At 59.5% G+C, this 13652-nt stretch carries 13 protein-coding genes; 3 read left to right on the plus strand and 10 right to left on the minus strand.

Features of this window, described 5'->3' with window-relative positions; translation table 11 throughout:
* Positions 1-2: 2 nt before the first annotated feature.
* Both D3791_RS12115 and D3791_RS12120 read right to left on the minus strand, forming a co-directional pair.
* Entirely contained in the window at positions 3-1712 is a 1710-nt protein-coding gene (locus tag D3791_RS12115; protein WP_172512356.1) for an MDR family MFS transporter, read from the minus strand.
* Between the two features lie 33 nt (positions 1713-1745).
* Positions 1746-2348 (minus strand): TetR/AcrR family transcriptional regulator, encoded by a 603-nt coding sequence (locus D3791_RS12120; protein ID WP_246242070.1) that lies wholly within the window; start codon positions 2346-2348, stop codon positions 1746-1748.
* A 177-nt stretch (positions 2349-2525) separates the two neighbouring features.
* Here D3791_RS12120 and D3791_RS12125 point away from each other — a divergent pair, with 177 nt between their 5' ends.
* Positions 2526-3095, plus strand: coding sequence for a GNAT family N-acetyltransferase (locus tag D3791_RS12125; protein WP_061953575.1), 570 nt, complete (start codon positions 2526-2528; stop codon positions 3093-3095).
* Positions 3096-3169: 74 nt separating this feature from the next.
* On the opposite strand, the gene D3791_RS12130 is transcribed toward D3791_RS12125, so the two are convergent.
* The 3 genes from D3791_RS12130 to D3791_RS12140 all read right to left on the minus strand — a co-directional run bounded on the left by D3791_RS12130 (position 3170) and on the right by D3791_RS12140 (position 6054).
* Positions 3170-4582: a class II fumarate hydratase gene (locus D3791_RS12130; RefSeq protein ID WP_022874929.1), complete on the minus strand. Its 1413-nt coding sequence runs from the start codon at positions 4580-4582 to the stop codon at positions 3170-3172.
* 129 nt (positions 4583-4711) lie between these two features.
* A complete protein-coding gene (locus tag D3791_RS12135; protein ID WP_022874930.1) occupies positions 4712-5341 on the minus strand; it encodes a carbonic anhydrase in 630 nt (209 codons plus the stop codon).
* A 68-nt stretch (positions 5342-5409) separates the two neighbouring features.
* Positions 5410-6054, minus strand: a complete 645-nt coding sequence (locus D3791_RS12140; RefSeq protein WP_172512358.1) for a DUF4245 domain-containing protein — start codon at positions 6052-6054, stop codon at positions 5410-5412.
* A gap of 186 nt (positions 6055-6240) precedes the next feature.
* Here D3791_RS12140 and glpX point away from each other — a divergent pair, with 186 nt between their 5' ends.
* The gene (gene glpX / locus D3791_RS12145) at positions 6241-7275 is read left to right on the plus strand and encodes a class II fructose-bisphosphatase (protein WP_022874932.1); all 1035 of its coding nucleotides are present in this window, start codon (positions 6241-6243) and stop codon (positions 7273-7275) included.
* Between the two features lie 95 nt (positions 7276-7370).
* Here the strand turns inward: glpX and manA are convergent, their stop codons facing one another.
* The 4 genes from manA to D3791_RS12165 form a co-directional block, all read right to left on the minus strand.
* Positions 7371-8579: a mannose-6-phosphate isomerase, class I gene (manA, locus tag D3791_RS12150; RefSeq protein WP_172512359.1), complete on the minus strand. Its 1209-nt coding sequence runs from the start codon at positions 8577-8579 to the stop codon at positions 7371-7373.
* Between the two features lie 65 nt (positions 8580-8644).
* Positions 8645-10279, minus strand: coding sequence for an LCP family protein (locus D3791_RS12155; RefSeq protein ID WP_022874934.1), 1635 nt, complete (start codon positions 10277-10279; stop codon positions 8645-8647).
* A gap of 18 nt (positions 10280-10297) precedes the next feature.
* Positions 10298-10828, minus strand: coding sequence for a 5-(carboxyamino)imidazole ribonucleotide mutase (gene purE / locus D3791_RS12160; protein ID WP_022874935.1), 531 nt, complete (start codon positions 10826-10828; stop codon positions 10298-10300).
* 73 nt (positions 10829-10901) lie between these two features.
* Positions 10902-12062 (minus strand): 5-(carboxyamino)imidazole ribonucleotide synthase, encoded by a 1161-nt coding sequence (locus tag D3791_RS12165; protein ID WP_081638071.1) that lies wholly within the window; start codon positions 12060-12062, stop codon positions 10902-10904.
* 177 nt (positions 12063-12239) lie between these two features.
* On the opposite strand from D3791_RS12165, the gene D3791_RS12170 reads away from it, so the two are divergent.
* Positions 12240-12809 (plus strand): GtrA family protein, encoded by a 570-nt coding sequence (locus D3791_RS12170; RefSeq protein ID WP_172512360.1) that lies wholly within the window; start codon positions 12240-12242, stop codon positions 12807-12809.
* Here the strand turns inward: D3791_RS12170 and D3791_RS12175 are convergent.
* Entirely contained in the window at positions 12806-13534 is a 729-nt protein-coding gene (locus D3791_RS12175) for a TIGR03089 family protein (protein WP_172512361.1), read from the minus strand. The two genes, D3791_RS12170 and D3791_RS12175, sit on opposite strands and share 4 nt — an antisense overlap.
* Positions 13535-13652 lie beyond the last annotated feature (118 nt).

Consider the following 13652-nt stretch of genomic DNA (forward strand, 5'->3'; position numbering starts at 1 on the left):
TGCTACTTGGTTTCCTCTGGAATGCCCTCGTCGCCGGTCCGCTCAGCGACCAGCACGTTGCCTTCAGATTCCATGTCGTTTCCAGCAGGCTCGGTGTGCGCCGCGCGCTGGGCTTCTTCATAAGCGATGGCGTCATCGCCGCCGATGGCTTCGCCACGAGCGACCATGCCGGCGGTGTCCGACAGCGGGATCTGCTTGAGGAACAAGGCCAGGGCGAAGGCCACCACCAGGAATGGAATCAGGTACCAGAAGACCGGAGCCAGCGAGCTGGCGTAGGCATCAACGATGCCGTCACGCAGCGCATCAGGCAGCGAAGACAGGGTCTGCGGATCCAGCGTGGCGGCAGCCTGGCCGGCATCAGCGGCACTGGCACCCGCACCGGAGAAGACATTCAGGAGCTTCTCGGACAGGTTGTTGGTGAACAATGCACCGAAGATCGCGACGCCCAGCGATGCGCCGACCTCACGGAAGTAGTTGTTCGTGGAGGTGGCCGTACCGACCATTTCCGGGCCAACGGCGTTCTGGACTACCAGGACCACAACCTGCATGATCAGGCCCATGCCGGCGCCCAGGACAAACAGGTAGGCGCAAATGAGCCACAGCGGGGTCTGCGCGGTCAGGGTGGTGAAGGCCAGCATGGCCGCGAGGGTGACGATGGTGCCAGCGATCGGGTAGCCCTTGTATCGACCGGTCTTGGAGATTGCCATACCGGAGTAGATCGAGGTACCCATCATGCCGACCATCATTGGAACCATCAGCAGGCCGGATACGGCAGCGGAGGTTCCCGAGGACATTTGCAGGAAGGTTGGCACGAAGGCGATTGCCGAGAACATTCCGATGCCCAGGGTGAAGCCGATGGCCGTGGCGTTGATGAAGACCTTGTTCTTGAACAGGCTCAGCGGGATGATCGGATCCTCGGCCTTGGCTTCAGCCAAGACGAACAAGGTCGCGGCGACAACCAGGCCGGCGCCCCAAGCCCAGGTTTCCACTGCTGCCCAGCCGTGTGCGGAGGAGCCGCCGAAGTCGGTGAAGAAGATCAGGCAGGTCGTGGCAATCGACAGCAGGAGCACGCCGAGGACGTCGATCTTCTTTTCTGCCTTCTTGTTAGGCAGGGTCAGAGCGAACCAGGCGATGGCAAAGGCGGCGATGCCTACCGGAATGTTGATGTAGAAAGCCCATTCCCAGGTCAGGTGGTCAACGAAGAAGCCGCCAAGCAGCGGGCCGGCGACTGCGGACAAACCGAAGATGCCACCCAGCGGTCCCATGTACTTGCCGCGATCGGAAGCCGGGACGATATCAGCAATGATGGCCTGCGAGAGGATCATCAAGCCGCCGCCACCCAGGCCCTGGATGGCACGGAAGATCACGAACATCCAGAAGCTGGTGGAGAATGCTGCGCCAACCGAAGCCAGCGTGAACAGGGCAATGGCAATCATGAACAGGTTGCGGCGTCCGAGTACGTCGCCGAACTTGCCATAAATGGGCATCACGATGGTGGTAGCCAGCAGGTAAGCGGTGGTGATCCAGGCCTGGTGCTCTACGCCGCCGAGCTTGCCGACAATGGTCGGCATGGCGGTGGAGACGATGGTCTGATCCAGTGATGACAGGAGCATTCCTGCGATCAGCGCGGAGAAGATGATCCAGATGCGCCGCTGGGTAAGTACCAGTGGCGCATCGCCCGGGGTTTTCCGGGAACTGGTGGTTGTTGACATGGCAATCCTTGCGAGATGGGGTAGAAAAGTCGGTTAGTCGTCGCTGCGTTTCAGGGGCTGGCCCATGATGTGTTGGATCCTGCTCATCAGATCCATGAACTCCTCGGCCAGCGGGCGCTTGCCGGAGTCTTCAACGTAGGCTTCGATGGCTTGGAGGGAGGTGTGCTTGATGATGTGCAAGAGGCTTGAGAGCAGTGGATCCTGCGGATCCATTCCTTCGCGTGACGCGATGAGTTCACGGAATTCCGCCTCTTTTTTGGGCCCGGTCTGCACCATGTGCTGCAACAGGTCGGGGTCGCGGTGGGCAGCGGTGAAAAAGCCGTGGGTGCTGATGATTTCGGCTTCGTCAAAGCTCAGTCGTTCGGCAGTCATCGCCGTCAAATCCGCAAGCAATGTCGGGGAAATGCCGGTGATGTCCTTGGGCCGGGCGGCCATGAAACGCTCGATTATGCCTTCTGGCATGGCGTCGGAGTCGTGTCCGAAGACCGCGTCGATTTTGCTGGGGAAGTAGTTGAAGAAGGTGCGGCGAGAAATGCCGACGCGCTCGCATACCTGTTCAATGGTGAAACCGTTAAAGCCGAACTCCGCCGTCAGCTCGCGGCTATGGCGAGTGATGGCTGTGCGGGTTTTTTGCATGCGTCCGCTCAACGTTGGCGCCTGGCTAGGCACCCCAGCTTCATCTTTTGCACTATCATCCATATAGTGCAGTATTGCACTATGCTGTACAGGGTGCAACTTAAGTGATCTGCAACATTTCCAGTTGCTGACTAGCGGGGAATCGGCATGAACCGCCAAGTGTATTAGGCTGGCGTCATGAGTCAGATAGAACTTCGCGAACCCACCGTTGACCTGCATCAATCATTTATGCAGAGCACTGCGGAATGGAACGGCGTGGACCAAGACGGCGCCTCGATGTTCTTTGCCGATAAATATGGCTGGGATCTGGCTGACCCTGCGCATTTTGCGTTGTGGGTGCAATTGCTCAAGGATCTGGCAACGCCGGACTTCACGCCCCTGCCCGGTTTCGTTTTGCAGAGCACCCTGTGGGTAGTGGAAAACGAGCAGTATCTGGGCGCAGTGAGTTTGCGGCATGAACTAGGCAACGATTATCTAAAAGAAGTCGGCGGCCATATTGGCTACGGCATCCGGCCAAGTGCCAGGCGCAGGGGACTAGCCAAGCTGGCGCTCGCCGGCTCGTTGGAGCAAGCGCGAGCACTGGGAATGCCGAAAGTCATGATTACCTGCAATGATTCCAACATCGGATCAGCGAAGACCATCGAATCCTGCGGCGGAGTACTTGAAAGCATCAAGCCCCGGAGCGTAGTCGGGCCACTTTTCGGCTGCCCGGATGATGTGCGCCGTTATTGGATTACCCTGGACTGAATGACAGGCGGCCCGCCACTATCCGTGATCATTGATCCGGATGGTGACGGGCCACCTGCCTCTTTGGGCGATGCCTAGTGCTTGCCCACCATCGTGGAGACATCCAGCAGTTCATCGAGCTGGGCCTCGGTGACTTCGCCGCGCTCAACGAAGCCAAGGGCAATGGTGGCTTCGCGAACGGTCAGTCCATCGGCCACGGCCTTCTTGGCGATCTTGGCTGCGTTCTCATAGCCGATCAGCTTATTCAGCGGGGTGACAATGGACGGTGATGCTTCGGCGAGGAAGCGGGCACGCTCAACATTGGCCTTGATTCCATCGATCATCTTCTCTGCCATGACGCTGGTGGTATTGGCCAGCAGTCGGATGGACTCGAGGAGGTTTGAAGCCATCACCGGAATGCCGACATTCAATTCGAAGGCGCCATTGGTGCCGGCCCACGCGATGGTCGTGTCGTTGCCGATGACCTGGGCTGCAACCTGAATTGTAGCTTCGGAAATTACCGGGTTGACCTTGCCAGGCATGATCGACGAGCCCGGCTGCAGGTCAGGAATGGAGATTTCACCCAAACCGGTGTTGGGGCCAGAGCCCATCCAACGCAAATCGTTGGCGATCTTGATAAGCGAGATCGCGATGGTGCGCAGGGCAGCGGATGCTTCGACCAGGCCGTCGCGGTTGGCCTGGGCCTCGAAGTGATTGCGGGCTTCTGTAATCGGGAGCTCGGTATCCTGGCGAAGGAACTCCAGCACTTTCTGCGGGAAGCCGTCGGGAGTATTGATTCCGGTGCCCACTGCGGTGCCGCCAAGAGGGACCTCGGCAACGCGAGGCAAGGCTGCCTCGACGCGTTCAATACCGTAGCGCACCTGCGCGGCGTAGCCGCCGAACTCCTGTCCCAGGGTCACCGGAGTGGCATCCATGAGGTGGGTGCGGCCGGACTTCACGACATCCTTGAATTCAGCAGACTTGGCTTCCAGCGCGGTGGCGAGCTGTCCCAACGCAGGGATCAGGTCATTAATCAGAGCGCCGGTGGCCGCGACGTGGACTGAAGTGGGGAAGACGTCATTCGAGGACTGCGAAGCGTTCACATGGTCATTGGGGTGGACCTCGGTGCTGCTTCCCTTGGCCTTCAATGCACGGGTGGCCAGCTCGGCCAGAACCTCATTGGTGTTCATATTCGAGCTGGTTCCCGAGCCGGTCTGGAAAACGTCGATCGGGAAGTGCTCGTCATACTTGCCGCTGGCAACTTCCTCGGCAGCAGCCGTGATCGCCTCAGCGCGCTCGGCGTCCAAGACGCCGAGCGCGAGGTTGGCCTGGGCCGCAGCCTTCTTTACCTGCGCCAGTGCCTTGATGTGCGATGACTCCAGCGTCTTGCCTGAGATCGGGAAATTCTCGACGGCGCGCTGGGTTTGTGCGCGGTACAGAGCCTGAGCTGGAACTCGGACTTCACCCATGGTGTCATGTTCAATGCGGAAATCGTCACTGTTAGTCATGCGCCCAGATTACGCCTCGAAGGCAATTAAAAGACAGAACCCTGACGTAAATATCACAACCAGCAGTGACGCTTCACCAAACGGGAATAAATACCGATCTACAAGGAAACTCTTGTGACGAGTTGCCGTCTAGTCCAGGCCTAAGCTTGATACCAGCTGGGCACGGCCGTCATGGAGGTGGTAGGTCACGCCAGCCACGGCTGTGCGGCCTTCTTCGATGGCCTGAGCAATGATGGTGGACAGGTCCACAAGGCGGTCCGTTGTTTGCTTAACGTGCTCGACGACGGTGCCGTTCACGTCGGTGATGCCCTTGCGCTCGGCAGCCAGGACCGACGGGGTGATGTGCTCAACGAGGTCTCGCACAAAGCCCTTGGGCATGTTGCCCGATTCCTTGACCTTGATGGCGCTGGTGACCGCACCGCAGGAGTTGTGCCCCAGGATCACGATCAATGGGACGTTGAGGACGTCGACGGCGAATTCCAGCGAACCGAGGCTAGCCGGGTCCAGGACGTGGCCCGCCGTACGCACCACGAACATGTCACCCAATCCCACGTCGAAAATGATCTCAGCGGCAAGCCGGGAATCCGAGCAGCCGAAGATGACAGCGAAGGGTTCCTGGCCGGAAATCAGCTTCTCGCGTCGTGCGCTGTCCTGGTTGGGGTGCTCGGTTTCTTCGTTGACGAAGCGGATATTTCCCGCGCTAAGCTTTTCCCAGGCCTCGTTAGGCGACAGGGACTGAGTGGAAGATTCAGATGGCATATGCCAAAGTCTACGGGAAGATGTTCGAATATCGAATATATGTCGTCAGTGCGAAGTCATAATACTGACTAGCTAAGCGTCGATTCAGCCAGCTTGGCGACATTCTCAAGCTGCTCTTCGGAGGTATCCGTCGAGAGGATCAGCGTTGAATCCTTGTGCTTGGAAATCAGGTATGTGGTTTCGTCCTTGACGCGGACCTCCCACTCCCAGCCACCGATCTTCTTGGTGCCCGAGGGCACGGCTGTATCCGTGGTCAAAGCAATCCACGTGTCGTTGGCTTCAGCAGCCTGGCGCACCCACACGAAATCCTTGTTCTGGGTGACAATGCCGAATTCCCAGTAGGGGACACCCTGCGCGGTGTTGGCCTGCCAGCGTGCGAAGTTGGCGTACTGCCCATCACCCAGATCCGGAGCGAAGACATCAAACCCGGCAATTTGCTCGGTCTGCTCGGCGGTCTGCTGCAAGTTGACCTTGCTTTCAAATGCCTCGTCCTTGGGAGCAGGGTTCAGCAGGACCAGGGGAATGACAACTGCGAGAGTGAAGCCAACCGAAAGCACCATGCCCTTAAAGGTCTGGTTGGCGCGCTTGGCCTGCTTCTCGGTGAGCTGTGGCTTGAACGGCAGATCCTCGAAGGTGGCTTCTGGATCATTCAGATCACGACGCTGTCCAGGAGCTGTCTCAGCTGGCTGGTCCGAAGGCTCGTTCACAGGCACGGTGTTCCCACTGTTGTTCTCAAGTTGCACGTCTTCTATTCTCCCCGATGATTCTGTGTAATTCGAACCAGCGTGCCCAACCCCACGTTGGGTTGCTGAAAAGCCATGGCGACATGAACTGTCACGGAAATTCCGAACAAGATAGAATGTGGGTGTTTGCATAGGCGCAATGACTACGACTCAGTGATGGGATCTTTCGTGACCGAAAAGAACAATTATGCCCACCTTTCTCCGCGACTGTCGGTAACCGACGCGGAGCCGGACCGCAACCTAGCACTGGAACTGGTGCGCGCTACCGAAGCCGCTGCCATCGCCTCCACGCCATGGGTTGGATTCGGCGACAAGAATGCAGCCGACGGCGCTGCAGTTGATGCGATGCGTGGTCTGCTCTCCACCGTGAACTTCAACGGCGTTGTCGTTATCGGCGAGGGCGAAAAAGACGAAGCCCCAATGCTCTTCAACGGCGAGCAAGTCGGCAACGGCACCGGTGCCGAATGCGATGTCGCTGTTGACCCTATTGATGGAACCCGCTTGACGGCCCTGGGCCTGAATAACGCACTGTCTGTTTTGGCAGTGGCTGACCGTGGATCCATGTTCGATCCTTCAGCCGTTTTCTACATGGAAAAGCTGGTTACCGGTCCGGAAGCCGCAGACCTTGTTGACCTGCGTCTGCCGGTGAAGCAGAATCTGCACTTGATCGCCAAGGCCAAGGGCAAGAAGATCAGCCAGATCACCGTCACCGTTTTGGACCGTCCACGCCACGCCGGGCTCATCGAAGAGATCCGCGCAGCTGGTGCCCGCACCAAGCTGCTCATGGACGGCGATGTTGCCGGTGCTATCGCGGCAACCCGCGAAGGTACCGGTGTTGACGCCTTGATGGGTGTCGGAGGCACTCCTGAAGGCATCGTCACCGCCTGCGCCATCAAGGCGCTGGGCGGCGTCATCCAGGGTCGACTGTGGCCAACCGATGACGACGAAAAGCAGAAGGCCCTGGACGCAGGACACCAGCTGGACCGCGTACTGACCACCAACGACTTGGTAACCTCCGATAACTGCTACTTCGCAGCTACCGGGATTACCGATGGCGACCTGCTGCGCGGCGTTCGATACAAGGGCAACCGCATCAGCACCCAGTCGATCGTGATGCGTGCCAAGTCCGGCACCATCCGTTTTGTCGAGGGCGAGCACCACCAGGATAAGTGGGAAGCTTACACCCGCTAAATCCGGGCACAACGCACTGATGGCCATGAACCTGCATAGGTTCATGGCCATCAGTTTATGGGCTGGGTTATTCCAAGCCTGGATCCAGTCCGGCGCTAGTCGATCTGGGCGCTGGCAGCGAAGAGCTGTCCAGCACCGGTGCCCTGCAGGGTTGCGGTAGCCGGAAGCTCTGCAGCGGTAATGAAGAGCGACTGCCCGCGTTCGATTCTGCGCTGGCCTTCTTGGGTTTGAATCAGGAATTCACCCGAGGTGCACAGCAGAACCGCCGCGCCATGCAGCTGGAGCTCGGAGGCCAATCCTGCGCTCTTGGGATCCAGAACCTGCAGCTGGAATTCTTCGAAGTCCGGCTTGTAGAGGCGGTCGTGGGAACCCAAAGCCACCGGCGCAAGAATCGGTGCGGGGGAGGGCTCGCTGATGGTGACGTCCAGCAGTTCGGGGACATCGATGTGCTTGCTGGTCAATCCGCCACGCAGGACATTGTCCGAGTTGGCCATGACCTCGATGCCCAATCCGCGCAGGTACGCATGGACGTTTCCGGCGCCCAGACTGATCGCCTGGCCGGGTTCCAGGAACACCAGGTTCAGCAGCAACGCGACCAGCACGCCCGGATCCGATGGGTAGATCTTGTTGATCGATACCAGCTCGGCGAAGTGGACGTTGGCCCTCAACTGCGGCGAAGCCTCGATGGCAGCACAGATCAGGTCGACGGTTCGGGCAATCGGCTCGCCCGCGGTCAGGACAAGTTTGAATGCGGCAGCCAGCGGATCCGTTCCCTGCAGGGACCGGACGATCGTCTCGATCTCGCTTGTTTGGCCTGCAGGCAATTCTGCAGCCAGCACACGCAGATCCTTGATGATCTGTCCCGGCTGGCGGAAGCCCGAGAGGGCCACGAAGTCGGTGAGCGCGTAGAGCATTTCCGGCTTGTGGTTATCATCCCGGTAGTTGCGGTCGGCCGCCTCCAGTGGCTTGCCGCTGGCGTTCTCCAGGGCAAAACGCTCTTGGGCCTGCTTGAGCGTCGGGTGGGTCTGAATCGACAGCGGCTGGGTCGCCGAGAGCACCTTGAACAGGTACGGGAGGCGGCCAAAGCGCTGCGCGACCGTTGCCCCCAGCACGTGCTGAGGGTCTTGGGCGATGAAATCATTGAGCGCAATGTCTTCATCGGCCAGCCGGCTCGGGCAACCCGGGTGGGCGCCAAGCCACATCTCTGCCTGCGGGGAAGTTTCCGCAGGCAGATTCAGCAAGTCGGAAATCTGAGACTCAGATCCCCAGTGGTAATCCCTCATCGCGTTTTTCAACTCGAACACGTTGTTTGACCATAGCCTTTCAGGAACAGTGATTGGGTTGCGTTGCGGTCGGGGGGCTTAACCGTTTACGGAACAGAGCACTCGTCGTTGTTGGCGGCGATCTGTGAAATGCGGGTGGTGTATCCAGCCATTTCCAGCTGCACCAGGTATTCCTCGGTGATCGGGCTTCCATCAGGCTGGGTGAACTCCTGGTCACCACCATTGGAAAGCTTCGGAGCGTTGTTGATGTCGGTGGCATCCGACGTCTCTTCGCTCTCTTCAGCGCTTTCCGAGCTCTTGGCGGGCTCAGAAGACTTGGAGGAGCCTTCATCCTCCTTCGGGGCTTCAGACTTCTCGGACTTCTTCGTCTCGCTCTCCGATTGCTTGGCAATCAGGGTGCGGATCTTCTCTTGAAGCCGGTCGAAGTCGGGATAGGTCGAGAAGGTGCGTTCGAAGTCCGGCGCGCCCAAGGTCAGGCGAGCCATTGGCTGTGAAGAGACCTTCTCAGCCAAGGACACGAAGGAGCCGAGCTGGCCTGCCGGAATGTTGGTTTCCACCAGCTGCTCGCCGGCGGACATGATGCTGGTGAAGTTGGTCAGAATGGTCTGAGGGGTGAACTGCTTGATGATGCCCTGCTGCAAGCACTGCTGGCGCTTGATGCGGTGGTAGTCATCGGTGAAGTCACGCGAGCGGGCAAACCACAGGGCCTGCTTGCCGGTGAAGGTCTGGGTGCCCGGAGCGAACCAGTGGGTGCGCACGGTGCTGTTGGGGTAGCGCTTGCCGTTGTAAGGTACCCAGCCACCCGAATCAATGGTGACGCCGCCCAAGGCATCGACAAACTGCTCAAAGCCAGCCATGTCCACCATGACGTAGCCCTGTACCGGCAACCCGGTGGTGCCTTCCAGCGCGTCCATGGCGGCCTGCGCGCCGACGTTCTTCACCGAAGACGGGAAGGCATCAGCGTGCTCGTCGGCAGCGTTGCGGTAGATCGCGTTGAAAATGCATTCGTCACCGCAGTTGTAGCCGTCAGGCCAGATCTTCTTCATCGGCGAATCATCGGTGAAGCGGGCGCCCTGGAAGTTACGCGGCACCGAGATCAGCAGGGTCTTGCCGGTCTTGGCATCCACCGAAAGCAGCGCCACGGAGTCGGTGCGCACGCCCTCGCGGTTGGAACCGGAGTCGGCGCCGAATACCGCGATGTTGTAGCGGCCATCGATCGGATCGAAGGCCGGGCCTTCGTCGAAGACGGAGACAATGGTCTCGCGACCGGTGTTCAGCAAGGACGCGCCGTAGATGAATACGCCGCTGGTAGCGACCACCGCGGCCAGGGTGAAGACGGTAACGATCGCGCGCATGCCGGGGGCCAGCATGCCGGGCCGGATGATCACCAAGGTGTTGATGAACATGATGAACCAGCCGACGGCCAACGTGCCGAGCACGATGATCAGGAACATCTGGAAGTTCGGGTGCGCCACCCAGCCGAGGATGACCGAGCGGTTGATGAAGTAGATTGCCAGGATGCCGAGAATGGCAACCCAGCACAGCATCGTAATGGAGACCGCAAGCCGTCCGAGTTTCCGGTTACCGGCAACCAGCTGTGCGCTGCCCGGGAAGAAGATGGTCAGAAGAACCAAGATCAGCGCACGTTTGCTGCGTTGCGGAGCGCTTATTGTCTCCGGCTGGCGCAACGGACTTGGTGCGCGGTGACTGGCAGAACCCATGTACTTGTGTGACTTTCCCTAGGAAGCGAAATTCTCGTTGGCAACTTCGTCGCGCAGCGCAGCGCCCTTGGCGTGGGCTGACTCGCGCAGTGAATCTGCGAACTGAAGCAACTTTACCTGCAACGACTGTGCAAGTTCGTCGGTTCCCGATGCGAGCATGCGCACGGCAAGCAAACCTGCGTTGCGTGCACCGCCAATGGAAACGGTTGCTACGGGGACTCCTGCAGGCATCTGAACGATGGACAGCAAAGAATCCATTCCATCAAGTTTAGCCAGTGGAACTGGAACTCCGATGACAGGAAGCGGAGTAACAGCTGCGAGCATGCCCGGCAGGTGGGCGGCGCCGCCAGCGCCGGCGATGATCACGCGCAGTCCGCGCTCATGCGCTTTTTTGCCGTATTCGATCATTTCGGTGGGCATCCGGTGGGCCGAAACAACGTCGGCTTCAAATGGAATGCCGAACTCGGCCAGTGCCTGGGCTGCCAGGCGCATGACCGGCCAATCGGAATCCGAACCCATAACTAGGCCGACAAGAGGTGCATCAGACATCAGATTTTTCCTTGGGTATGTCATTGGTAAGAGCCACTGCCCGAAGGTGCAGTGGCTCTTGCTGGAATAAAGGTTAGTTCTTGGCGTCCACGCCGTCGCGGATCAGCGCGGCGACCTTATTGGCCTGCTCGCGCAGTTCATCCACGCTTTGCCCGGCATCGGCCACCACATTCACATGCCCGATCTTGCGGCCAGGGCGAACGGACTTGCCATAGGCATGGACCTTCACCTCGGGGGCCGCGGCCAGGGCGGCGGCGAAGGCGGAGTACAGGTCTTCGTTGGCGCCACCGAGGTAGTTCTTCATGACGGTGACTCCGAGTTCGCGGGTCTGGCCCAAGGGCAGATCCAAGACGGCACGCAGGTGCTGCTCGAACTGGCTGGTGACCGAACCGTTCATGGTCCAGTGCCCGGTGTTGTGCGGGCGCATCGCCAATTCATTGATGACGAATCCGGCACCGACGCCAGGGGTTTCGAAAAGCTCGGCAGCCATCACGCCGGTGACACCGAATTCGTTGGCGATCCGCAGGGCGGCCTCGGCGGCTGCAGTGGCGGTGGCCTGGTCGAGGTCCTGCGCGGGAGCGATGACCTCGTCGCAGACGCCATCAACCTGAATCGTGTGGACCACGGGCCACGCCTTGGCTTCACCGGAAGGAGTGCGGGCTACCAATGCGGATAGCTCGCGGGAGAAATCGACCTTGTCCTCGGCCAGCAGCGGGCCGTTGGCAAACCAATCGGCGGCATCCTTGGCGTCCTGGACGTTATCGAGCATGCGCACGCCCTTGCCGTCGTACCCGCCGCGAGGCGTCTTGAGCACGATCGGCCAACCGGTTTCCTCGCCGAAGCTGATCAGCTCTTCGACGGTCTCGACCTTTGCCCAGGCAGGGTTGGGCAGGCCCAGGCGTTCAATGGCTTCACGCATGACCAGCTTGTCCTGGGCGTGGATCAGCGCTGCGGGACGAGGCTGGATGTTGACGCCTTCATCAATCAGCGTGGTCAGGAATTCGTTGGGGACATGCTCGTGGTCAAAGGTGACGACGTCCTTGCCCTGGGCGAAGGCGCGCAGGGTATCGAGGTCCTTGTAGTCGCCCACGGGCGCATCTGGAACGCTGCGGGCGGCCGAAACGTCAGGCCCTTCGGCCAGGATATGAAGTTCAAATCCTAGGTTCAGGGCCTCGGGGGCCATCATTCGGGCTAGCTGCCCGCCACCAATCACACCAATTTTTGGAAAGCTCACGATATCTAGGGTATCGAAAGCGCGGTTCAGAATCGCATGCGAGATGTCTGATTACTCTCACAATTCGGTCAATCTCCAGAAAATACGGATAAAATAGCTAGATCGCGTGCCCGGAGTTCGGCTCCGCGCGCCCTGTTACTGCTAGCCAGACGGGAACTTGATTCCCTGGAGGACCATTTGCTCGAGCGCATCAAATCAAAAATTGCCGGACTCATCTCGCTGTTCTGGCGTGAAGTTGCGAAGTTCGGCGTCGTTGGTGGCATCGCGTTCATCATTGACTCGGGCATCTACGTCTGGCTGCTGCACGGTTCCATGAGCGACTCGCAGGTGAAGGCAAAGATCATCGCCGGTGTCGTTGCGACCATCTTCTCCTGGGTAGCCAACCGCTACTGGACCTTCCGCCACCGCCGCCAGGCCAACGTGGTCCGCGAGTTGGTGATGTTCATCATCATGAACGCCATCGGCTTGGGCATCGCAGCAGCCTGCGTTTGGGTGACCAAGTACTGGCTGGGCCTGACCGATCCGACCTCGGTGTTCATCGCCGGCTCGGTGGTCGGCTTGATCCTGGGCACCATCTTCCGCTTCTTCGCCTACCGCTTCTGGGTCTTCGGCAACGAAATGGATGAGGAAGAAGAATTCGCCCACGATCACGAACTCCTCGGGCGGCCTAAAACCGATACCGGTGCAGCGGTGGATGGATCCACCGGTCCCACCGATACCGGTTCAACGCCGAAGGTCATGCGCTAGCAGGCAGGCTCATAGTCGAAGTTGATGCGCTCGCCCTCACGCAAGCGCTCGGTGACTTCCACGCCATCTTCCACGAGCACCACTGCATCGCCGACAGTCCACTGGCCGATCAAATAAGGCAGAAGAGCCAGCAGCGGCTGCTGCACGCGCACCAGGATGGTGCCCTGCGCCTCAACGGAACTGCCAAAGAGCTCATTGAGCGTCAGAGCCGAACCGGTGCTGCTTGCCAGAGCGGTTGTCGAGGAAGAAACGGCCGACGGGTAGAACTGATCACCATAAGAACGTACCGAGGCATTAAAGTCCTCGGCGACGGGGCCGAGATCCGAGCCGAAGGACAGCGCGAGAGCTGCCGGGTTCACGGCGAGGATTTCACTGCTTCCCGGGATGTGTTCATCGTTGGGCTCGGCCGTGATCCACAGCGCGGCCTGCGCGGCGTTCTCATGTCCGGCGTCGACGAGGGTCGCGCCATGATGCAATGAGGCCAGCGCGAGCACCAGGGACTTCCAGTGCGGGGCGAGATCGATAACGACGGTGGAGCCTTCATCCAGGTCGAAAAGATCGCTGAGCAAATTGGCGCTTTTGGCTACCCAATTGTCAAATACTCGCGCGGAGAGCTCGATGCGCTCACCGCTGCGTGAGTGCCACGTCAGCCACGGGGAAGCCGAGGCCCGTCGTGGCGCAAGTAGTTCCTCTGTGAAAGTTCCTTGCCGTTGAATGCTGCTCATTGAACGTCCTTTAAAACTAGATACTGAGAATTCACCGAGAATTCAAGCAAATCGAGACTCGCCCGTCTCATCTGCCTGTTTTGACGGCGTGTTGTGCCGAGAGTTTCCTGAGAAGTCT

The sequence above is a fragment of the Glutamicibacter mishrai genome (assembly GCF_012221945.1).
Classification (GTDB): domain Bacteria; phylum Actinomycetota; class Actinomycetes; order Actinomycetales; family Micrococcaceae; genus Glutamicibacter; species Glutamicibacter mishrai.

Coding starts and splice junctions, on each gene's coding strand:
- D3791_RS12115 (WP_172512356.1), bottom strand. CDS start 1,712: ATGTCAACAACCACCAGTTCCCGGAAAACCCCGGGCGATGCGCCACTG.
- D3791_RS12120 (WP_246242070.1), bottom strand. CDS start 2,348: ATGCAAAAAACCCGCACAGCCATCACTCGCCATAGCCGCGAGCTGACG.
- D3791_RS12125 (WP_061953575.1), top strand. CDS start 2,526: ATGAGTCAGATAGAACTTCGCGAACCCACCGTTGACCTGCATCAATCA.
- D3791_RS12130 (WP_022874929.1), bottom strand. CDS start 4,582: ATGACTAACAGTGACGATTTCCGCATTGAACATGACACCATGGGTGAA.
- D3791_RS12135 (WP_022874930.1), bottom strand. CDS start 5,341: ATGCCATCTGAATCTTCCACTCAGTCCCTGTCGCCTAACGAGGCCTGG.
- glpX (WP_022874932.1), top strand. CDS start 6,241: ATGGGATCTTTCGTGACCGAAAAGAACAATTATGCCCACCTTTCTCCG.
- D3791_RS12155 (WP_022874934.1), bottom strand. CDS start 10,279: ATGGGTTCTGCCAGTCACCGCGCACCAAGTCCGTTGCGCCAGCCGGAG.
- purE (WP_022874935.1), bottom strand. CDS start 10,828: ATGTCTGATGCACCTCTTGTCGGCCTAGTTATGGGTTCGGATTCCGAT.
- D3791_RS12175 (WP_172512361.1), bottom strand. CDS start 13,534: ATGAGCAGCATTCAACGGCAAGGAACTTTCACAGAGGAACTACTTGCG.